The organism is Pseudomonas folii, from assembly GCF_014357575.1.
GTDB classification, from domain to species: domain Bacteria; phylum Pseudomonadota; class Gammaproteobacteria; order Pseudomonadales; family Pseudomonadaceae; genus Aquipseudomonas; species Aquipseudomonas folii.
Genome location: NZ_JACONW010000015.1, coordinates 1 through 21,234, shown reverse-complemented (window position 1 = coordinate 21,234; position 21,234 = coordinate 1). Strand labels below are relative to the sequence as shown.

17 protein-coding genes are annotated in these 21,234 nt (G+C 52.4%); 5 read left to right on the top strand and 12 right to left on the bottom strand.

Annotation, left to right across the window (positions count from 1 at the left end; all coding sequences use genetic code 11):
* From H8S59_RS05510 to H8S59_RS05490, 5 genes are all read left to right on the top strand, one after another.
* Complete coding sequence (locus H8S59_RS05510) at window positions 1-942, top strand: glycosyltransferase family 2 protein (RefSeq protein ID WP_095095190.1); 942 nt, start codon at window positions 1-3, stop codon at window positions 940-942.
* Window positions 939-1,889, top strand: coding sequence for a WxcM-like domain-containing protein (locus H8S59_RS27060; protein ID WP_095094820.1), 951 nt, complete (start codon window positions 939-941; stop codon window positions 1,887-1,889). The genes H8S59_RS05510 and H8S59_RS27060 overlap by 4 nt, the downstream gene beginning before the upstream one ends.
* Complete coding sequence (locus H8S59_RS05500; RefSeq protein ID WP_371856729.1) at window positions 1,886-2,293, top strand: GtrA family protein; 408 nt, start codon at window positions 1,886-1,888, stop codon at window positions 2,291-2,293. Before H8S59_RS27060 ends, H8S59_RS05500 begins: the two co-directional genes overlap by 4 nt.
* Before the next feature lie 193 nt (window positions 2,294-2,486).
* The gene (locus H8S59_RS05495) at window positions 2,487-3,788 is read left to right on the top strand and encodes a DUF2142 domain-containing protein (RefSeq protein WP_187520753.1); all 1,302 of its coding nucleotides are present in this window, start codon (window positions 2,487-2,489) and stop codon (window positions 3,786-3,788) included.
* Entirely contained in the window at window positions 3,788-4,366 is a 579-nt protein-coding gene (locus tag H8S59_RS05490) for a hypothetical protein (protein WP_095094824.1), read from the top strand. Before H8S59_RS05495 ends, H8S59_RS05490 begins: the two co-directional genes overlap by 1 nt.
* Before the next feature lie 864 nt (window positions 4,367-5,230).
* On the opposite strand, the gene H8S59_RS05485 is transcribed toward H8S59_RS05490, so the two are convergent.
* The 12 genes from H8S59_RS05485 to serC all read right to left on the bottom strand — a co-directional run bounded on the left by H8S59_RS05485 (window position 5,231) and on the right by serC (window position 21,033).
* A complete protein-coding gene (locus tag H8S59_RS05485) occupies window positions 5,231-6,646 on the bottom strand; it encodes a hypothetical protein (protein WP_214658205.1) in 1,416 nt (471 codons plus the stop codon).
* 384 nt (window positions 6,647-7,030) lie between these two features.
* A complete protein-coding gene (gene rfbA / locus H8S59_RS05480) occupies window positions 7,031-7,921 on the bottom strand; it encodes a glucose-1-phosphate thymidylyltransferase RfbA (RefSeq protein ID WP_187520752.1) in 891 nt (296 codons plus the stop codon).
* 200 nt (window positions 7,922-8,121) lie between these two features.
* Complete coding sequence (gene rfbB, locus H8S59_RS05475) at window positions 8,122-9,198, bottom strand: dTDP-glucose 4,6-dehydratase (protein WP_187520751.1); 1,077 nt, start codon at window positions 9,196-9,198, stop codon at window positions 8,122-8,124.
* A gap of 363 nt (window positions 9,199-9,561) precedes the next feature.
* The gene (locus tag H8S59_RS05470; protein ID WP_187520750.1) at window positions 9,562-11,013 is read right to left on the bottom strand and encodes an MBL fold metallo-hydrolase; all 1,452 of its coding nucleotides are present in this window, start codon (window positions 11,011-11,013) and stop codon (window positions 9,562-9,564) included.
* A 413-nt stretch (window positions 11,014-11,426) separates the two neighbouring features.
* On the bottom strand, window positions 11,427-11,669 hold the full coding sequence (locus H8S59_RS05465; protein ID WP_095094832.1) for a lipopolysaccharide assembly protein LapA domain-containing protein: 243 nt from the start codon (window positions 11,667-11,669) through the stop codon (window positions 11,427-11,429).
* Window positions 11,670-11,678: 9 nt separating this feature from the next.
* On the bottom strand, window positions 11,679-11,987 hold the full coding sequence (gene ihfB, locus H8S59_RS05460) for an integration host factor subunit beta (RefSeq protein WP_087270849.1): 309 nt from the start codon (window positions 11,985-11,987) through the stop codon (window positions 11,679-11,681).
* 805 nt (window positions 11,988-12,792) lie between these two features.
* Window positions 12,793-14,484 carry a 30S ribosomal protein S1 gene (gene rpsA, locus H8S59_RS05455; protein WP_027902857.1) on the bottom strand — a complete coding sequence of 564 codons (1,692 nt, stop codon included), beginning with the start codon at window positions 14,482-14,484 and terminating at the stop codon, window positions 12,793-12,795.
* 121 nt (window positions 14,485-14,605) lie between these two features.
* On the bottom strand, window positions 14,606-15,295 hold the full coding sequence (gene cmk / locus H8S59_RS05450; RefSeq protein ID WP_027902856.1) for a (d)CMP kinase: 690 nt from the start codon (window positions 15,293-15,295) through the stop codon (window positions 14,606-14,608).
* A complete protein-coding gene (locus H8S59_RS05445) occupies window positions 15,292-17,499 on the bottom strand; it encodes a bifunctional prephenate dehydrogenase/3-phosphoshikimate 1-carboxyvinyltransferase (RefSeq protein WP_187520749.1) in 2,208 nt (735 codons plus the stop codon). Before H8S59_RS05445 ends, cmk begins: the two co-directional genes overlap by 4 nt.
* A gap of 28 nt (window positions 17,500-17,527) precedes the next feature.
* Window positions 17,528-18,640, bottom strand: a complete 1,113-nt coding sequence (gene hisC, locus H8S59_RS05440) for a histidinol-phosphate transaminase (protein WP_187520748.1) — start codon at window positions 18,638-18,640, stop codon at window positions 17,528-17,530.
* A 213-nt stretch (window positions 18,641-18,853) separates the two neighbouring features.
* Complete coding sequence (pheA, locus tag H8S59_RS05435) at window positions 18,854-19,948, bottom strand: prephenate dehydratase (RefSeq protein ID WP_027902853.1); 1,095 nt, start codon at window positions 19,946-19,948, stop codon at window positions 18,854-18,856.
* Entirely contained in the window at window positions 19,948-21,033 is a 1,086-nt protein-coding gene (serC, locus tag H8S59_RS05430) for a 3-phosphoserine/phosphohydroxythreonine transaminase (protein WP_187520747.1), read from the bottom strand. The genes pheA and serC overlap by 1 nt, the downstream gene beginning before the upstream one ends.
* Window positions 21,034-21,234 lie beyond the last annotated feature (201 nt).

Here is a 21,234-nt window from a genome sequence, read left to right as displayed (position 1 = left end):
ATAAGCTTGCTCACCCTCGTCATACCGGTATACAAAAATGAAGGATCAATCCCGGACCTGCTTAAGGCGGTTACGGGGCTGAACACCCAACTCGACGGTGAGCTTGAGGTAGTGTTTGTCGTGGACGGCAGTCCCGACCGGTGTTTTGAGCTGCTGAGCAGCGCCTTACCCACGCAGAGCTTTGTATCAAAGCTCATACTGCTTTCGCGCAATTTTGGCTCGTTCATGGCGATCCGTACTGGCCTTCAACATGGGACCGGTAGCCGTTTCGCTGTGATGGCCGCGGATCTGCAAGAACCTCCGTCGCTCGTCGCAGAGATGGATCGAATCCTGCGCACTGAACCTGTAGACGTAGTCGTTGGCGCTCGTGAAGGCCGCAAAGACCCTTTATTATCGCGAACTGCATCGCGCATTTTCTGGGGCTTTTATCGCCGCTATGTCGTCCCTGAGATTCCTCCTGGGGGCGTCGATATGTTCGGCTGCAATGTCGCGTTCCGGGACACTCTGCTAACGCTGGACGAACGTCATAGTTCATTGATTGCTCAGATCTTCTGGCTGGGTTATCGGCGCAAATGCATCACCTATTCGCGCAATGAGCGCGAACATGGCACATCCGCGTGGACCTTCCGCAAGAAGGTTAATTATTTGATGGACAGTGTCTTCTCATTCACCGACCTCCCGATTCGTCTTCTGATCCGTGTAGGCGGCGTAGGTGCAGGTTTGGCAGCAATGATGGGGATAATTGTGGCCATCGCGAAATTAAACGGAATGATCGAAGTGCCGGGTTATGCAATGATCATGCTGACCACTACCTTCCTGGGGTGTGCAAACCTCATGGGGCTGGGAATCGTAGGGTCGTATGCTTGGCGGACTTACGAGAATACTAAAAATCGCCCATTGGCTATTCCAATGCGCGTAGAGAGTTATGGGGTTAAGCAATGACTGAGTTGGCGCGTGATTTTTTCGTCCATTCCCATGCTCTGTGTGAGAGCAAGAATATTGGCAAGGGAACACGAGTCTGGGCGTTCGCTCATATTTTGCCGTCTGCAAAGCTAGGCGAAGAGTGCAATGTCTGTGATCAGGTCTTCATCGAGAACGACGTGATCATTGGCAATCGTGTAACCATCAAGTGCGGTGTGCAGATCTGGGACGGGATTGAAATCGAAGACGATGTCTTCATCGGTCCGAACGTCACATTCACCAATGATCGCTTTCCGAGAAGCAAGGTATACCCGGAAACCTTCTCAAGAACAGTGATACGCAAAGGCGCTTCGCTTGGCGCTAATTGCACTATCTTGCCCGGGATCACCATTGATACCAACGCGATGGTGGGCGCAGGTGCGGTAGTAACCCGGTCAGTACCCCCTAACGCGATTGTGGTGGGGAACCCCGCAAAAATCATAGGCTACGTTAATGCCAAGCCTGGCACTACCAAACAAGACACTTCCGCGCCAGCTAATCAGTCGTCACAGAACACCTCTGTTTCGGGTGTGACACTGAACTCACTGACGGAAGTCACCGATATACGCGGCAGCTTGTCTGTGGGTGAATTTGACCGCTCAATACCTTTCAAGGCTGAACGATATTTTCTCGTGTATGACGTACCCACTGCGGAAACACGTGGAGAGCATGCTCATCGTGTTTGCCACCAATTTCTCATCGCGGTTAAGGGAACAGTCCACGTAGTCGCAGACGACGGCACCAATCGGGAGGAGTTCATTCTGGATAAACCCAACGTCGGCATCCACCTGCCGCCGATGACTTGGGGCATCCAGTATCGATATTCAAGTGATGCCGTGCTTCTAGTCTTCGCATCCCACTACTACGACTCGTCAGACTATATACGCAACTATGACGAGTTCGTTGCATTGAAAAAATACCAATTGTGAAGATCAGCGGTGCTTTCGGGAAGCTGAGTCAGATCAGCTTCCTCCGTTTTTTGATGTCTGGCGGAGTTAATACCGCCGTAACCTACCTCGTCTACCTTTTAATGCTTCAGATGTTTAGTTATGCCGTAGCGTATAGCATTGCTTATGGCTTCGGTATCCTGCTCGCATTTGTACTGAACCGCTACTTTGTTTTTCAAAGTCACAGAGGTGCGAAAGCAGCTATCCTGTTTCCTTTCATATATCTGATTCAATACCTCGCGAGCCTTATGATTATCTGGCTGTGGGTTGAGAAGCTTGATCTAAATGCAATGCTGGCCCCCTTGGCATCAATTATTCTAACGATCCCAATCACGTACTCCCTTTCAAAGCTGCTATTCTCGCCCAAAAAAGTGGAGCGCATCTGAATAACTCGGAAAAGGAAGTATGTAGCTCGCGGGGGAGTTTGGGGCCTTGCTACTATGTTCTTACGTTCACGAATTCATGAATTCTTGCAACGTATCAGTTCATGCGAAAGAGAGACGCTCCCCCTTGCAGAGATGATAGAGGCTAAAGAATCAGCGGGGCGAGAGCCAGAAACTTAACGAGATGGTACACTAAATGATTGCAACCCCACATAGAACAGACAATGCCATCCTGACGAGTGTGGCAGCTACACAACAGGATGCGCGTTACAAGATAATGCTGGGGGTGAGCTACATATTACTGGTGATTATCTGGTCTTTCACTATTCCATTCAGTGGGGCACCTGATGAGTCCACCCACTTTTATCTTCTGGACTACATTTTCACGCTGCATGAATTCCCAACCACTATAAACACACCACAAGCCTTTTCAGGCGAATTGACACATCACACATGGCGAGCCGGTTCGTTCTGGTATCACGGCTTACCTTTCCCACATGTTGTTGGCGGTTTGATCACAACGACAATTGCTTCATATCTGTTACCTGAGAATCTACTGTATCTTGGTGCGAGAATATTTAACTGGACTTTGGCTGGACTGTTCATCACCGCACTTTACAGAATAGCGCGCGCCCACGAACTCCTGCCGCGCACGTCCGCTCTAATTGCTGTTGTAGTATCGTTAATACCACAAGTTAGCTTTATTTTTTCTTACTTTAATAGTGACGCATATGGCATCACCGTAATAGCTATGAGTTTGGCGGCACTTTTAGATCTAAATAGCAGGCCAACACTCAATAATGCGATACAGCTAGGAGCTTGCGTTGGCCTACTTTTACTTGCCAAGCTATATTTTTTACCGAGCATTGTCTTTATCGTCGCCATTATAATTTCCAGGCTATATTTTAAGGGGATCAATTTAAAATTAATGGCCGCTTTGCTGGCATCAGCCCTAATAGTAGCGGCGCCGATGCTCATATTTACCTATAGCACTTTTGGTGAAATCACTGGAGTATCAGGTCAAGTTGCATTTGTCGAAATGCATCGAAACGATCCGGGCTCAACTGCCGGCACATGCTATCTGATATGCGGTGATAAACTGATCAACTTTCAAACGCTCGCCCCTTGGCTTCGTATGTCCGCGATGAGCTATTTCTCCGTCACGGGATGGATGAATATCTATATTCAGTCATGGCAATATATGATCGCCGAGGTGGTTGGCTGCACGGCAATCGCAACAGCGCTTCTCTCTACTATCTTCAGCTATAAAAAACTTGAAAAGAAAGATTTTTATCTGGAGCATGCATTACCTTTAATAATGATACTAGGCATGATACCTTCGATAGTGATCTTAAGCATTATAGGTTCTCAGCTCGCAATGCCTCAGCCGCAGGGCAGATATCTATTCGTGACTATTCCCTTTATGGCTTACATGCTAGCTCTGACGTGTAGGGCATTTACTATGAAGTCAAAACTATCCGTCTCGGAGCATGCATAATGAATGCTCCAAAAATTGTGAATATTTTTCTAGTGGTTATAACGACATGGTTGCTAACAGCAAACATCATGGCAGTTAGCAAAAACCTTAAAGAAAATAACAATTTTATCGTTACCCCCTTGGTTACCGCTATTGATAACATTACTGAGGGAGCTTTAACTCAAGCTTATACTGCTACTACAGGACTAAGTGTAGCAGTAATCAAAAAAAGCCTACAGATGACCAACGATGGCGGTGCTCTACGTCTCTCGGGAGCTTTAACTCAGGCTCATGGCTATATTGATTCTTTTTCTGCGCAGGGTTCAACCACTATTGTCTCAGGCTGGGGATATGTAGACGAAAAATCTGAACAATCTCAGCAGTATCTGCTAATCGTTAAGTCCGGTGAAGTTATATCGGTAACACGTATTGACGGCCTGCGGTCTGATGTAAAGAAGATACTTGGCTTGCCACGCTCTGAACGCTCCGGGTTTAGCTTAATTCTAGATAACCCTGACAACTTATCCAAATGCGATTACAAGTATTATATACTCTCTGAGAGCATGCAAATTTACCCCTTTGAAGCGGCCTGCAGCTGATTTTGCCCAAGGATCAGCGAGCCACTGGCTATACTTGGCAAGTGTATTATCGGCGGCATCTCAAACTATCCGTAACGGCTTTCGGTTTGAGATGCCGATCTTTTCAGCCGCAGGATATGATCCTTAAGCCAAAGTTGCAAAAACTTTTACCATACAGCAAATAAACGCGGTCGGACAATCACGTTTGAATCGATCAAATGAGATCATCCCCCTTAACTTTAAGCGAACATTGCCTTTATTAATATTTGAATAACCTTCCCTGAATTTCGAGCTTATATCGCTCTCAACACTATTTCCCCCGAATGTCATAGTGGCCGTCACGCCACTTGGATAGCCAACAACAACAGCAGCAGCGCAACTACAATACTTTATCTGAATCGCACATATCTAAGATTATGCCTCATATTCACACGATAAAGTTAATACTTGATGCCTTATTAGCCAATCCGTAACTTTGCATCAAGTCACATAAGTCTTCCAATCCCATAATCGCCGCATGCACCGCGACTTCACTTACACTAACGTTATCTTGATTTATGCTCGACTGCGAGACGTTGATTGAAAACACCCACACGCCAATGTGTAGAGCGATCGGTTGGAAGTGGCTACTCACTTACACCTTTTTGTCTGGCATTAGCTGATAAAATGGCTGGTGGTTGGCGGGCACGTTGCTCTATTAGTAGAACATCCACTTTTAGTATTCGCTAAGCAAAATTTAGTTCTCAGATTTATGCAAGTCAACTTCCATAAATCGTTTGAATGCTAAACGCTTTGGTCTACTGATTATCGGTGTCCCTGCCTTCTATACGAGCCGTCCGAGCCGTTTCCGGCCCTAACATTCAGTCTCGCAACTTTAAATCATTTTCACTCGGGCGAGTTGATGGGTACTATCAAATAGGATTCTGGTCGCTGGTAGATAGGACTTTTGATCGAGTGCTGGACAAATGCATATACAGGAATAACAAACAGCACTACGACTAGCATTTGCAAAATAAATTTTGACCTAACAATATTTTCTAACGAGATGGCACAATAAGCTAAACAATATACAGGAAAGAAAAATCTGGTTTCAATAGCCCCTGGAATTATCGCCACACTGGGAAGCAGAAGGACTATTCCAAATAAAAACTTTCTCACAAAGTTATTATAACCTTTGAATATAAAAGAAATCGCTAGCTGAGAAAGACCAAAAATAACAATAAACAAATACATTAATGATCGCGTAGACTTTTCAGCAGAAGGTCGTTGTGTATAGACTTCCCCATCTCGGGCATCGAGACCTGATGCTATGTGACGGACATAAATCCCAGAAAATACCAATGGATGCTCAATCATCATTTCAAGAAATCGGGAAATCGACAAAGAATCAAAACCGCCATGATTCCGAAGTATCTCTGCCCCAGCCTTATTTGCGTAGAACACAGGAGTACCCCGCACAGCTCCTGGCTCGATGTAGGTCTCGTACCTATCCACTATCATGCCCCAAGCCAACTGATGGACGAAGAGAGAGCCACCACCGAGGTCGGTTTCAACAAATGGGGAAAACGTCTTACTGTATCTGTAGTTTATTGCCATCTGAGGAGCAGACCCCAGCGACACACCTGCAAAAAATATGAACACAGCGATAAGTTTATACAGGGGGCCTCTTATAAAAAACACCAAAACTAACAGCGCTAAAGCGATGACCGAGAAGATATATATAGTTCGAGTGTTGTAAGAAAAATACGAAAGCAGCCCGGCTATCAGAATATATGAGAACGACCTCATGATCGATTGGGAAGCTAATGCCTTTACAACCATTACGGCCGATGCCACCAACATCCCGAATGCGGGAGCATCACTTAGTGGATAGGAGACAAGCCCGGGAAATATCAAAGCTACCAAAATTGGTGGGATTATTCGCCGTAGCGTAGATAAAGTGCCTCCAAAGACCGAATGATACAAATTCGGTAAAGCTATGGAAAATAAGTATCCATACGCGACCGATTGTCCAATCTTTAGCGAAAATAGCCCGACTGATTCGGAAAAATCGAATAGGAAGCGGAACGGCACAAGCACCAAGGGGTAAAAATATCCCCTGATAGTCTGTGGATAGTCAAACTGCAGCAAATCGGCACTCAGAGACCAGTAAAGTCTTGCGTCACCTCTAAAATCGCGAGCATCTAATATCAGTTGAGCACAAAAGAAGATAATAAAAGCAGAGATGAAAGATACCAGCGTAGATTTTTCACCCAATAGTTTTATAACTCTAAATGGATGTGGTGTACCTACAGCTAGCATTGCGGACTACCCATTTTTGCGGTCTCATTATCAACCAAAGGACAAGAAGTGGCTCACATTGACCACTCTTACTGACGGAACCGCTGGAAACTGGCCAGCCATAATGTCAAAACACATGAAATAAAATATTAGCATCGTATGCTATCGGGCTTTTCAGAGCATCTCATTAATAAACGTGAGAGTAAAAGTGAGAGACTGCACGGTTGTTTTTCCAGCAGCGTGATTTAGTCGCTTTGCTATAGAAGCAGGGCTAGAAAATGAGGTCCCAACAAAAACTCCAAGGACTGCGATCCATACCAATGGTACTGGACCGCACGATCAATGAATATGAGTACCATTATGTGCAATCAATCAGAACAACAGCGAGACTATACTCACAGCGCCTTAACGACGATCTTCCTCTAATACCTTCAGAAGATACTGCCCATAACCCGTCTTCTTCAGCTTCTCACCTTGAGCGCGGAGCTGATCAGCGCTGATCCAGCCTGCGTGGAAAGCGATCTCTTCAAGGCATGCTACTTTCAGCCCTTGACGGTGCTCGATGGTATGCACGAAATGACTGGCCTCCAGCAAGGACTCATGGGTACCGGTATCCAGCCAAGCGAAACCACGGCCCAGCATCTGTACCGTCAGGGTTTTCTGTTCAAGGTAAGCACGGTTGACGTCAGTAATTTCAAGCTCCCCACGCTCGGAAGGCTTGATGTTCTTAGCAATATCCACAACGGTGTTGTCGTAGAAATACAAACCGGTCACGGCGTAGCTGGACTTCGGATTGGCAGGCTTTTCTTCGATACTCAGTGCGCGTCCGGTCGAATCAAATTCAACGACACCAAAACGCTCGGGGTCCGCTACGTGGTAGCCGAACACAGTGGCGCCTGTGGTTTGCTCGCTGGCGGCGCGCAGGTTGTCTGAGAAGTGCTGACCATAAAAAATGTTGTCGCCCAGAATCAGGCAGCAAGGATCGCTGCCGATGAATTCTTCACCGATGATAAATGCCTGGGCCAGGCCATCTGGCGTGGGCTGCTCCGCGTACGTGAGCTTAATGCCGTAAAGGCTGCCATCACCCAGCAACTTGCGAAAGCTCGGCAGATCCTCTGGTGTGGATATGATCAGGATTTCGCGCATGCCGGCCAGCATCAGCACTGACAACGGATAAAAAATCATCGGTTTATCGTAGATAGGCAGCATCTGCTTGGATACGCCTAAAGTCAGTGGATGCAGGCGCGTGCCTGAACCGCCAGCGAGGATGATGCCTTTACGGTTGATCGTGGTCATTATCGTAGATTCCCTAAAAATTCGGATCACCCCACGCTGCTGCTCTGGCAACGCTTCCATGACAACTGACCGTGATTCAGAAGTGGATAATTAACTTCTAAAATCAGAGGGCAGAAGGGAGTGCGGTGCTGCTGCCCATCAGGGCGCGGCGTGGAGTATAGGAGCAGTCAAGAAGCCAAACGTTCCGGCGTTGGATAGCATTAAGCCTTTGCGGAACGTTCCGCGTAGTTCTGATCGATCCATAGCTGGTAGCTGCCGCTCTTCACGTGCGCTACCCACTCAGAGTTGCCCAGATACCATTCGACCGTTTTACGGATGCCGGACTCGAATGTCTCCTCGGGAGTCCATCCCAGTTCACGCTGGATCTTGCTGGCGTCAATCGCATAGCGTTGGTCGTGACCAGGACGATCCTGCACGTAGGTAATGAGGCTCGCATGAGGGCGGTAGGCCGAATCAGGGCACAGCTCATCCAACAGCGCACAGAGGGTATGTACGACCTCCAGGTTCTGCTTCTCGTTGTGCCCCCCAATGTTGTAAGTCTCGCCAACAACGCCTTGCGTCACAACCTTGTACAGCGCCCGCGCATGATCTTCGACGTAGAGCCAGTCACGCACCTGATTGCCTTTACCGTACACAGGCAGCGGCTTCCCTTCGAGTGCATTGAGAATGACCAACGGGATCAGTTTCTCCGGGAAATGACATGGCCCGTAGTTGTTCGAACAGTTGGTTATCAATGTCGGCAAACCGTAGGTTCTGCTCCATGCCCGAACCAGGTGATCGGAGCTAGCCTTACTAGCTGAATACGGCGAGCTCGGCTGATAAGGCGTGGTTTCAGTGAACAGGTCTTCAGGCCCTTCAAGATCGCCATAGACTTCATCAGTAGAGATATGATGGAAGCGGAAATCAGCTTTGCGCCCCTCCTCCATGTTCAACCAGTAGTGGCGTGCAGCTTCCAGCAGCGTGTATGTACCGATGATGTTGGTCTGCACGAATTCGGAGGGGCCAGAAATCGAACGATCAACGTGAGATTCCGCTGCGAGGTGCATGATTGCATCAGGCTGGTGCTCATTGAGCACACGCTCCACCTCTACTCGATCACAGATATCTACGCGCTCGAAGGTGTAGCGTGGGTCATTAGCAACTTCCGCCAACGACTCCAGGTTGCCAGCGTAAGTGAGCTTATCAACGTTAATAACGGAATCAGCGGTGTTGGAAATGATATGGCGAATAACGGCTGAGCCTATAAAACCAGCGCCGCCGGTGACTAGAATTTTCACGCGAATTCGTATCCTGAGTGTTCGACAGCCTCGCCCCGTGCGTGCTATCCGATCCATGAAATAACGCTGCCTGATTACACGAACTTTGGCCAGTTCAAAACAGTATCTGTGCCAAATGCCTGAAATGCCCGAGCCGCGTATATAACGCCCGGACAAATCTCTGACGTCGATATGAGGTTTCGCAGCCAACGGCCGCGAGTACGCACGTCGCAGACTCAACGTAAGCGCTCAAAATACGATCAGATCGCTAATTAGGGCGGCAGAATACCTTTCGACTGGCCAGTCAGCAACCTTGAGCAAGGTTCGTAAAGTCAAACATGCATACCTGCGTTACACAGACGGATCGGGGTTGCCCCACCACCACTAGCGTGGAACATGCACTTTGATAGTCTTCTTCATAAGCGAATACTTCCTTTCCAGCACATCACCCAGCGTCTTTTTCGCGTTCGCGTCTCCGTGAACGAGGGTTATTTGCTCAGGCCACTCCTTCATTCCAGTCACAAAGCTGACCAACTCTGACTGATCAGCATGAGCCGAGTAACCACCAACTGTGGTGATGCCGGCCTTTATCTCGAATCGCTCCTTGTCCAGCTCTACATAACCCTCTACCGGTCCGTATTTCTGTATCGCGGCGCCGGGCGTCCCTTTGGCCTGATAACCGACGAATACGACATTGTGACGAGGGTCGCCCAGCATGGCCTTCAGGTAGTTGACGATCCGCCCACCTGAGCACATTCCGCTGCCTGCGATGACGATTGCCGGTCTGCCTGTGCTGGACAGGTAGTTCACGACCATCTGGTGCTTGTCATGACTATCGACTGTGATGAGTTGCTTGAACCCCAAAGGGTTGCGGCCTTCACTCAGGCGCTCTTGAGCTGCGGTATTCCAGTAGCCATTGAAGTCCTGGTAGACCTTGGTAAACCGGCTGGCCAGCGGTGAATCGAGGATGACGGGCAATTGCGGCCAATCAATGGGCAGGCCATCAGCATCAACGGCGTCAAACGCGGGATCGCGGTCTTCGATCAGTGCTTTGCGGCGCAAGATGTCTTCTATCTCAAACAGCAGCTCCTGGGTGCGACCGATGCTGAACGCTGGAATGAGGATCGTGCCGTGATCAGCTAGCGCCTTGTCGATGATCTTTTCCAGGCGCGTCTGACGGCTACCGCGGTCCTCGTGCAGACGATCACCATAGGTGCTTTCAAGAACCAGCAGATCTGCCCGCTCGGGTGACTCAGGGCTGATTAACAGAGGATTGAGACGAGAGCCCAGATCGCCGGAGAATACGATGCGCTTCTGTCGCGACTCCGTAGGGTACTGAACATCGCACTCGATATAAGCAGAGCCAAGTATGTGACCCGCGCGCTGCAGCCTGACCTTCACAACCAGTTCCGGGGTATCGGTCAGTACATGCCAGGTATTGAAGGGCAACGGGATGGTCCGCTTCTGGACAATAGCCAGATACCGCTCAATCTGTTTGCTGTCATGAGCAAACTGATACTTCCAGGCATCCTCAAGGGTGAGCGGCAACATTTTTGCCGAGGGCTCGCTGCAGATTATCGGACCGGTGTAACCCGCGGCCAGCAGATCAGGGATACGCCCAACGTGATCCACATGGACATGAGTCAGCAACAAGGCTTTTATCGTGTCTATGGGGAAATCAATCTTCGCATCCCGCCCCGGCCCGGCGACCTCCGAAGATTCGACACGCAAACCGCAGTCAACCAGCACGCTGTGATGCTCGTCAAAGCTCACCTGATGGCACGAACCCGTAACACTCTGGACGCCGCCATGATGGACAACTTTTGGATAACTCATGAATACCCTCTGACTCAAACGCAGCTAATGCTTGAACTCGAAATACATGCGTTCCGGCGTGTAATGTCGAATCCCAACCGATTAAACGGCCGCATTCTGCCGCGCTGAGAGTCCTTTGCAAGGGCGCAAATGGGTAACGGTTTGGCGTGAAAATATCCCCAGCAGCCTGCAGCGCGAGGCCATTACCTAGCAAATGCAGGCTTTAGAGCTTGGGCGACTGTAATCAGTGGATTTTTCCGACGGCACTAGGTAACGACTCCCACAAAACTTGATGGGGAGGACTACGAGCAGTGTCAGCAGGAATAAACGGAATGAACAAAGCTTCCAGCTGAGTACGACGTTCGTAGATTCAGCGCTGAAGAGCTTTGTTGATGATGATCAAGAGTAGCTACAGGGTTGCAGATAGCCTTGGATCAGATTGAGCGACGGTCCAGTTTCCGCTTTTTACGCAGTACGACGACCCACCCCAGGAGGGGTCCGATCAGCATGCCCGCGAGCAGCGCAATAATGACGGGTACCGCGAGAAACAGCTCAGGCGAAGACCAACCCAAAAAGACCAGTGAGACTTTCTGCTGGTTCTCCAGAATAAAAACGATCGTCGACACGATAAGCGCCAGCGCGACCAGGGCCGCAATTACTCGTGTGAACATCCGCATCTGTTACTCCTATCGGGAGGCCAGGAGGCCCTCTTCTTCGTCTTCGTTTACGCGATCACGCAGCTCTTTACCCGGCTTGAAATGCGGCACGAACTTGCCGTCAAGGCTGACCGACTGACCGGTCTTGGGGTTACGCCCAACTCGTGGAGCACGGTAATGCAGGGAGAAGCTGCCAAAGCCCCGTATCTCAATGCGATCACCTGTCGCCAGGCACTGGGACATTTGCTCAAGCATGGTCTTGATAGCCAACTCTACATCTTTGGATGAGAGCAGCCCTTGATGGGTGACAATTCGTTCGATCAACTCCGACTTCGTCATATTTTTCCCTTCTTTTTCAAGCAGCTAGATAAGCGCTCCGAAGGTTTTAGCATGACCAGATGAATTTGAACAGCCCGAGTATTGACTTATGTGAGTTGGTCACAACTGAGGGGTATTAACCGCCGAGCGCCAGGCCGCGGAATACAAGTGATGCGGCCAGTACAAGGGTCTTGAGGATATTTGCCTTGATGCGTTATTGAGCGAACCAGTACACCCTGAAACGAAGCGCAGTCATTGCGAGCGGCCTTAGACACATATACTGCTCTATTCCACAGGACCGGGTTTAGCCGAGAGCAGTCCATTACATTCAACATGAATGGGTCGTCAGAAATAACGCCTTCCCGGCTAAAGCCGGTCCCACGTCGTTGGTCAGCTTGCGGGGAAACATCGAATTCCCCGCAGGCCTGCGCAATCCCGGATATTGGTGTGAAGTCGTGGGACTGGCTTTAGCCGGGAAGAGGCCGTTGCAGTCAATAAGAATGGATCGTCGGAAATAACGCCTTCCCGGCTAAAGCCGGTCCCACGTCGTTGGTAGGCTTGTGGAAACATGGAATTTCCCGCAGGGCATGCGCAATACTGGGTATTGGTGTGAAGTCGTAGGACTGGCTTTAGCCGGGAAGAGGCCGTTGCAGTCAATAAGAATGGATCGTCGGAAATAACGCTTTCCCGGCTAAAGCCGGTCCCACGTCGTTGGTCAGCTTGTGGGAAACATCGACAGCATCGGTGCTGGAGCTTGTATCCCCTCAAATCGCGCCCACAAAAAAGGGCGACCGAAGTCGCCCTTTTTCTAATGGTTAACCAGAACTTAGTTCTGCTTTTCCATTTGAGCACGCAACAGGTCACCAAGAGTGGTAGGACCAGTGTTTTCTGCGGTCTCAGGCTTGCTACGCAGGCTTTGGATCGCTTCTTTCTCGTCTTCAACGTCTTTCGACTTGATGGACAAGCTGATCACGCGGCTCTTGCGGTCAACGCTGATGATCTTGGCTTCGATCTCTTCGCCTTCTTTCAGAACGTTACGCGCGTCTTCAACGCGGTCACGGCTGATTTCGGAGGCTTTCAGGGAAGCTTCGATGTCGTCGGCCAGGGTGATGATGGCGCCTTTGGCGTCAACTTCTTTAACGATACCGCGAACGATTGCGCCTTTGTCATTGACAGTGACGTACTCGGAGAACGGATCGCTTTCCAGCTGCTTGATACCCAGCGAGATACGCTCACGCTCTGGATCAACAGACAGGATCACGGTGTCGAGCTCGTCGCCCTTCTTGAAGCGACGTACGGCTTCTTCGCCCACTTCGTTCCAGGAGATGTCGGACAGGTGAACCAGGCCGTCGATGCCGCCGTCCAGACCAATGAAGATACCGAAATCGGTGATCGACTTGATGGTGCCGGAGATTTTATCGCCCTTGTTGAACTGGCCAGAGAAATCTTCCCATGGGTTAGATTTGCACTGCTTGATGCCGAGGGAGATACGACGACGCTCTTCGTCGATGTCCAGAACCATAACTTCCACTTCGTCGCCGACTTGTACGACTTTCGAAGGGTGGATGTTTTTGTTGGTCCAGTCCATTTCGGAAACGTGTACCAAGCCTTCCACGCCTTCTTCCAGCTCTGCGAAGCAGCCGTAGTCGGTCAGGTTGGTAACACGCGCAGTTACGCGAGTGCTTTCCGGGTAACGAGCTTTGATAGCAACCCATGGGTCTTCGCCCAGTTGCTTCAGACCCAGGGAAACACGATTGCGCTCGCGATCGTACTTCAGCACTTTTACATCAATCTCATCGCCAACATTGACGATTTCCGATGGATGCTTGATGCGCTTCCAGGCCATGTCGGTGATGTGCAGCAGGCCATCGACGCCACCCAGATCGACGAATGCGCCGTAATCGGTGAGGTTCTTGACGATACCTTTGACTTGTTGACCTTCCTGCAGGGACTCGAGCAGAGCTTCGCGCTCGGCACTGTTCTCGGCTTCCAGCACGCTGCGACGCGAAACAACAACGTTGTTGCGCTTCTGGTCCAGCTTGATGACCTTGAACTCGAGCTCTTTGCCTTCCAGGTGAGTCGTGTCGCGCACTGGGCGGACGTCGACCAAAGAACCAGGCAGGAACGCACGGATGCCGTTAACGTCGACAGTGAAGCCGCCTTTAACCTTACCGTTGATAACGCCCTTGACCACTTCTTCAGCTGCGAAAGCCGCTTCCAGAACAATCCAGCACTCGGCACGCTTGGCTTTTTCGCGGGACAGCTTGGTTTCGCCAAAGCCGTCTTCTACCGCGTCCAGAGCAACGTGAACTTCGTCGCCGATCTTGATGGTCAGATCGCCAGCGTCGTTGTGGAACTGTTCCAGCGGGATCAGGCCTTCAGATTTCAGACCGGCGTGAACCGTCACCCAGCCTGCCTGGTAATCGATATCAACGATGATAGCGGTGATGATCGAACCGGCCTGAAGGTTGAGGGTCTTTAGGCTTTCTTCAAAAAGTTCTGCAAAGCTTTCGCTCATTTTAATTCCTGTTGATCAAGGGCGAAGGATACGCCCATCTGCCACGTTCCAGACAACGTGGGTTACGTTCAAGTAAAAGAAAGCCTGCGGGACTATTTCTGGTCTCCCACATGCTTCTTTGTCACCCGGCAATATCGCGAAGCGCGATTTCACTCAGAATGCGTTCCAGCACCTGCTCGATGGACAATTCGGTGGAATCCAGCTGAATAGCGTCGTGCGCTGGCTTGAGCGGGGCTACCGCTCGCTGGGTGTCACGCTCGTCGCGTGCACTTATCTCATCTAGCAGACTCGACAGACTAACATCATCCCCCTTGGCCTTCAACTGCAAGTAACGTCGACGGGCACGTTCCTCGGCGCTGGCGGTCAGGAAAATCTTCAGCGGAGCGTCCGGAAACACGACGGTTCCCATGTCGCGACCGTCTGCGACAAGGCCTGGCTCCTCCTGAAAAGCACGTTGGCGTTGCAGCAATGCATCACGCACCGCAGGCAATGAAGCCACCTGCGAAGCGCCGCTGCCGACCTGCTCATTGCGAATGGAGTGAGTGACGTCCTCACCTTCCAGAATGATCCGCTGCTCCTGCCCTGCCGTTCCGCTTACGAACTGCACATCCAGATGCGCAGCCAGCAGCTTCAAGGCCTCTTCGTTGGTCAGGTCCACGCCGTGGTTGCGGGCGGCGAACGCCAGCAAGCGATAAAGCGCGCCGGAATCGAGCAGGCTCCAGCCGAGGCGTTTAGCCAGCAGCCCTGCAACTGTGCCCTTCCCGGAACCGCTAGGTCCATCAATGGTAATTACCGGTGCTTGAATTTTCACAACTGCCCCTCTTGCGCTACACGCATGCCGACTTGAGCGCTAAGCGCGAGAAAATTTGGGAACGACGTAGCGACGTTCGCACAATCATGGATCTGAATCGGCGCCTGTGCACGCAGCGCCGCAACACTGAAAGCCATGGCAATACGATGATCGCCCTGGGCATCAACCACACCACCACCTATCTGACCGCCGTCAATGATAATGCCGTCCGGCGTAGGCTCGACACTGACGCCCAGCTTTAACAGACCGTCGGCCATGGCTTGAATACGATCCGACTCCTTGACGCGTAACTCTTGAGCGCCCCGCAACACCGTACGCCCCTGCGCACAGGCGGCGGCCACGAAGATGACCGGGAACTCGTCGATGGCCAGCGGCACCAACGCTTCCGGGATCTCGATACCTTTGAGTGACGCCGAGCGTACCCGCACGTCAGCCACAGGCTCGCCACCCGCCTCGCGCTGATTATCCAGCGTGATGTCCGCCCCCATCAGGCGCAGGATGTCGATGACACCTGTGCGCGTGGGATTGATGCCGACATGTTCGAGCACCAGGTCAGAGCCTTCGGCAATAGACGCAGCCACCATAAAGAATGCAGCAGACGAAATGTCGGCAGGTACTTCAATGCGCGCAGCCTTCAATCCAGAATCAGACGTCACCGAAACCTTCGCCCCATCAACCGATACCGGATGACCGAAGCCACGCAGCATACGCTCGGTGTGGTCCCGGGTCGGAGCAGGCTCGATCACGGTCGTAGTGCCCTGCGCGTAAAGGCCGGCCAGCAACAGCGACGATTTGACCTGTGCGCTGGCAACTGGCATTTCGTAGTTCATGCCGTTGAGCGTTCGCCCACCCTTGATCTTCAAAGGCGGACGTCCCTCGGCGGCGGTTTCAATCACTGCGCCCATTGCCCGCAACGGCTCAGCCACTCGGCCCATCGGGCGTCGGGAAAGCGAAGCATCGCCGGTCAATGTGCTGTCGAAACTCTGCGCAGCCAGCAATCCTGCCAGCAAGCGCATGGACGTGCCGGAGTTGCCCAGATAAATCGGTCCGGGCGCAGATTTGAGCCCGTGCAGCCCGACACCGTGAATCGTCAGGCGACCATGATGCGGGCCTTCGATCACGACGCCCATGTCACGGAACGCTTGCAGCGTCGCCAGCGCGTCCTCACCCTCAAGGAAGCCTTCAACTTCCGTGATGCCCTCGGCCAACGAGCCGAGCATGATGGAGCGATGGGAGATGGATTTGTCGCCCGGCACGCGAATGCGACCTGTAACGCTGCCGCCAGGACTGGCGAGAAATACCAGGTCCTCAGCTTCCACGGGCTCTACGTAGGCACGCTGAGCAAGGATCTTGCCGAAATGCTCACGGGCCATCCGCGCACGAGTGAACACACCTAACAGCTGATGACCATCACCCGCGACCATCGCGTCACGCAGCGCATCCAGATCCGTTCGAAAGGTATCCAGTGTGCGCAGCACAGCCTCACGGTTGGCCAGAAAGATGTCGTGCCACATCACCGGATCGCTGCCCGCAATCCGCGTGAAATCGCGAAAGCCACCGGCCGCGTATCTGAAGATGTCGAGATTTTCGTTACGCTTGGCCAACGAGTCCACCAGACCAAATGCCAATAGATGAGGCAAATGGCTGGTTGCGGCCAGCACCTCATCGTGACGTTCGACCTCCATGTGTTCCACGTCAGCACCCAGTTCGGACCAGAGTCGATCGACCACCGCCAGAGCTTCAGGATCAGTCTCGGGCAATGGGGTAAGGATTACTTTGTGTCGTTTGAACAACTGCGCATTGGAGGCTTCGACACCGCTCTGTTCAGAGCCCGCAATCGGATGGCCCGGCACAAATCGCGCAGGCATTGCGCCGAAAGCCAGACGCGCGGCGTTGACTACGTTGCCTTTGGCACTGCCGACATCCGTCAGCACGGCATCGCCCAGGTCGAAGGTTGCCAGCAGCGCCAGCACTTTTTCCATCGCGAGAATCGGCACAGCGAGCTGAATCACATCAGCATCACGGCACGCCACAGCCAGATCAGCTTCACAGCGATCTACGACACCCAGCTCAACGGCCAGCTTGCGGGACTGGGGATCGAGATCAACGCCAACCACCTCGCCACACAAGCCACTTTCACGAATGCCTTTGGCAAAAGACCCGCCAATCAGGCCAAGCCCGACTACCACCAAGCGCCGAATCATAGGTGGGTTTGGTTTCACTGAGATGACATCAATCACGCGCCAGAACCCTGGCCAATGCCTCAAGGAAACGAGTGTTTTCTTCCAACAAACCGATACTCACACGCAAATGATTGGGCATACCGTAGCCAGCGACGGGGCGAACAATCACCCCCTCGCGCAGCAAACCTTGATAAACCGGACCGCTGTCACGCCCCAGGTCTACCGCAATGAAATTGCCTTTGGAGGGAATCCAGCTCAGACCAAGCAAGCGCAAGCCACCCTCAAGCTGCTCCATGCCGACTTCATTCAGCTGGCGACTTTTAGTCAGGTATTCAACGTCATCCAGCGCCGCACATGCGGCGGCCAAGGCAAGACTGTTGACGTTGAACGGCTGACGAACGCGGTTCAGCACGTCTGCCACAGCCGGAGACGACAAGCCGTAACCCACGCGCAATGACGCGAGACCGTAGGCCTTGGAGAAGGTGCGCGACACCAGCAGGTTCGGGTACTCAGCCAGATAATCGAGGCCATCGGGCAAATCGCCGCCCTGGGCGTATTCGATATAGGCTTCGTCCAGCACTACCAGCACGTGTTCAGGCACAGCGGCAAGAAAGCGGCTCAATGCATCCGGCCCAAACCAGGCCCCGGTCGGGTTGTTCGGATTGGCGATGAACACCACACGGGTGTCGGCATCAATCGCCGCCAGCATTGCAGGCAGATCATGCCCCCACTCTCTGGCGGGCGTGACGCGCGCAGTAGCGCCGATAGCCTGGGTAACAATTGGATAAACCGCAAAAGCGAATTCGCTGAATACCGCGTTCAGGCCGGGTGCCAGGTATGCCCGGGCGACCAACTCAAGAATGTCGTTGGAGCCATTGCCCAGCGTCACTTGATCGATCTGCACACCACAACGTTCTGCAAGGCGCTTTTTCAGCTCGAAGCCATTGCCATCCGGGTAGCGCGTCAGTTCGGCCAACTCTTCGCGAATCGCAGTCAGCGCCTTGGGGCTGGGGCCCAGCGGGTTTTCGTTGCTCGCCAGCTTGATGATCTTTGCGGGATCGATGCCCAACTCACGCGCCAACTCGTTCACAGGCTTACCCGGAACATAAGGCGAAAGTTTTTGCACACCCGGCTGAGCCAGTGCGAGGAAGTCGCCAGTCATGTGTCGCTACCTCCTATCAACAAGATGCAAATTACTGAATTGAACTGCATTTCTGTAGGAGTGAGCTTGCTCGCGATTCGGTATCCTGGTCGACGAATTTGTCGTCTGAACTGACGCTATCGCGAGCAAGCTCACTCCTACAGTTCAAATGTTTGCAATAAGACAGCGCCGTGTCAGGAACGCGAGCCAATAAGTACTTCTGTAGCTGCTCTTTTAAAGAACCGCTTTCGGGTAAGAACCCAGCACCTTGAGCGCCACCGCTTCCTGACTGATCCGCTCCAGCACCGCTTTGACCAGTGGGTCGCGATGGTGGCCAACGAAGTCGATAAAGAACACGTAGGTCCATTTACCGCTGCGCGACGGTCGGGTCTCGATACGCGTCAGGTCCAGTCCGTTCTCATGGAATGGCACCAGCAATTCATGCAGAGCGCCCGGCTTGTTGCTCATGGATACGATGATTGAAGTCTTGTCGTCGCCAGTTGGCGGCACTTCCTGACTGCCGATGATCAGGAACCGGGTTGAGTTGTCCGGACGGTCTTCGATTTTTTCCGCGATGCGCGTCAAACCGTACAGGTTTGCACTCATATCACCGGCAATCGCTGCGGAGTTCCACTCACCTTTCACGCGCTTGGCGGCTTCGGCGTTGCTCGCAACGGCGATCCGCTCGACATTCGGGTAATGCGCATCCAGCCACTTGCGGCACTGAGCCAGCGACTGAGCGTGGGAGTAGATGCGGCTGATGCTTTCAGTCTTGGTGTTTTCACCGATCAACAGATGATGGTGAATACGCAGCTCAACTTCGCCACAGATCACCATGTCATGCTCAAGGAAGCTGTCCAGCGTGTGATTGACCGCGCCTTCGGTGGAGTTTTCCACCGGCACGACGCCAAAGTTCACAGCACCGGCCGCCACTTCACGGAACACTTCATCAATCGCGGCCATCGGCAGACTGATAACTGCATTACCAAAGTGCTTGATGGCTGCAGCCTGAGTGAAAGTCCCTTCAGGACCGAGGTAAGCAACCTTCAGCGGCTGCTCCAGCGCCAGGCACGAAGACATGATTTCGCGAAACAGACGCGCCATCTCTTCGTTGCTCAATGGGCCACGATTGCGTTCCATAACCCGCTTGAGCACTTGGGCTTCACGCTCAGGGCGATAAAACACCGGCACTTCGCCTTCAGCCAGATTGGCCATTTTTACCCGTGCTACTTCCTGGGCACAGCGTGCACGCTCGCTGATCAATTCCAGGACTTTTTCGTCCAGGCTGTCGATGCGGACGCGCAGCGCCTTGAGTTCTTGCTCGGACATTAGCCGTGTTCCTTCTCGAACTCTGCCATGTACGCCACCAGCGCGTTGATCGCGTTGATGTCCACGGCATTATAGATAGAGGCACGCATGCCACCGACCGAACGGTGACCTTTGAGATTGAGCAACCCGCGCGCATCAGCGCCCGCCAGGAATGGCTTGTCCAGACGATCATCAGCAAGGCGGAACGGCACGTTCATCCACGAGCGGTCAGACTTGTTGATCGGGTTGCTGTACAGGCCGCTGGCATCGATGAAGTCGTAAAGCGTGCGCTTTTTGACCTCATTGAGCTTGCCGATAGCTTCAACACCGCCCTGCTCTTTCAGCCACTCGAAGACCAGACCGGACAGGTACCAGGCCAGGGTCGGCGGCGTGTTGTACATCGAGCTGTTATCGGCCGCGACCTTGTAGTTGAGCATGGTCGGGCACAGCGAACGGGCACGACCCAGCAGGTCTTCGCGGATGATCACGACGACGATACCGCTTGGGCCGATGTTTTTCTGGGCGCCCGCGTAGATCATGCCAAAGCGCGAGACGTCCACCGGACGGGACAGGATGTCCGAAGACATGTCCGCCACCAGTGGTACATCACCGGTCTGAGGAATCCAGTCGAATTCCAGACCGCCAATGGTTTCATTCGGGGCGTAATGAACGTAGGCAGCGTCTGCAGACAGCTTCCACTCGTTCTGGCCCGGAATGGCGAAGTAATCGTAAGGCTTGGCGCTGGCAGCCACATTGACGTGACCATAACGCGAAGCTTCTTCAATGGCTTTCTGCGACCAGATACCGGTATCGATATAGTCGGCAGAGCCGTTTTCAGGCAGCAAATTCAGAGGGATCTGGGCAAACTGCTGGCTTGCGCCGCCTTGCAGAAACAACACTTTGTAGTTCGAGGGGATGGTCAGCAGGTCACGCAGATCCTGCTCGGCCTTGTTGGCGATGGACGTGAACTCATCACTGCGATGGCTCATTTCCATGACGGACAGGCCTTTGCCATGCCAGTCCAGAAGTTCCGCCTGGGCACGCAGCAGAACAGCTTCAGGAAGCGCAGCAGGACCTGCGCAGAAGTTAAAGGCTCGCTTGCTCATATCCACTCTCACTACGCTCTGATTTTCTCAGGCTTGGGTCATCTGGAGTCGAAGATGGCAAAGGCCGCGACACAGTTCAGAACCGTTCGCAGCCTTTGGCTACTTCTGTCAAACAACGCAGGGTTGTCTGATGTACGTGATCCTTGTAGGAGCGACCACCTCGTCTTCAATGCCGCGCTGTGGCGCAGCAAACTCGGTTCC

Excerpts from the sequence above, each read along its gene's own strand:
- H8S59_RS27060 (WP_095094820.1), top strand. The coding sequence starts at position 939 with ATGACTGAGTTGGCGCGTGATTTTTTCGTCCATTCCCATGCTCTGTGT.
- H8S59_RS05495 (WP_187520753.1), top strand. The coding sequence starts at position 2,487 with ATGATTGCAACCCCACATAGAACAGACAATGCCATCCTGACGAGTGTG.
- H8S59_RS05490 (WP_095094824.1), top strand. The coding sequence starts at position 3,788 with ATGAATGCTCCAAAAATTGTGAATATTTTTCTAGTGGTTATAACGACA.
- H8S59_RS05485 (WP_214658205.1), bottom strand. The coding sequence starts at position 6,646 with ATGCTAGCTGTAGGTACACCACATCCATTTAGAGTTATAAAACTATTG.
- rfbA (WP_187520752.1), bottom strand. The coding sequence starts at position 7,921 with ATGACCACGATCAACCGTAAAGGCATCATCCTCGCTGGCGGTTCAGGC.
- H8S59_RS05470 (WP_187520750.1), bottom strand. The coding sequence starts at position 11,013 with ATGAGTTATCCAAAAGTTGTCCATCATGGCGGCGTCCAGAGTGTTACG.
- H8S59_RS05465 (WP_095094832.1), bottom strand. The coding sequence starts at position 11,669 with ATGCGGATGTTCACACGAGTAATTGCGGCCCTGGTCGCGCTGGCGCTT.
- ihfB (WP_087270849.1), bottom strand. The coding sequence starts at position 11,987 with ATGACGAAGTCGGAGTTGATCGAACGAATTGTCACCCATCAAGGGCTG.
- rpsA (WP_027902857.1), bottom strand. The coding sequence starts at position 14,484 with ATGAGCGAAAGCTTTGCAGAACTTTTTGAAGAAAGCCTAAAGACCCTC.
- H8S59_RS05445 (WP_187520749.1), bottom strand. The coding sequence starts at position 17,499 with ATGATTCGGCGCTTGGTGGTAGTCGGGCTTGGCCTGATTGGCGGGTCT.
- hisC (WP_187520748.1), bottom strand. The coding sequence starts at position 18,640 with ATGACTGGCGACTTCCTCGCACTGGCTCAGCCGGGTGTGCAAAAACTT.
- pheA (WP_027902853.1), bottom strand. The coding sequence starts at position 19,948 with ATGTCCGAGCAAGAACTCAAGGCGCTGCGCGTCCGCATCGACAGCCTG.
- serC (WP_187520747.1), bottom strand. The coding sequence starts at position 21,033 with ATGAGCAAGCGAGCCTTTAACTTCTGCGCAGGTCCTGCTGCGCTTCCT.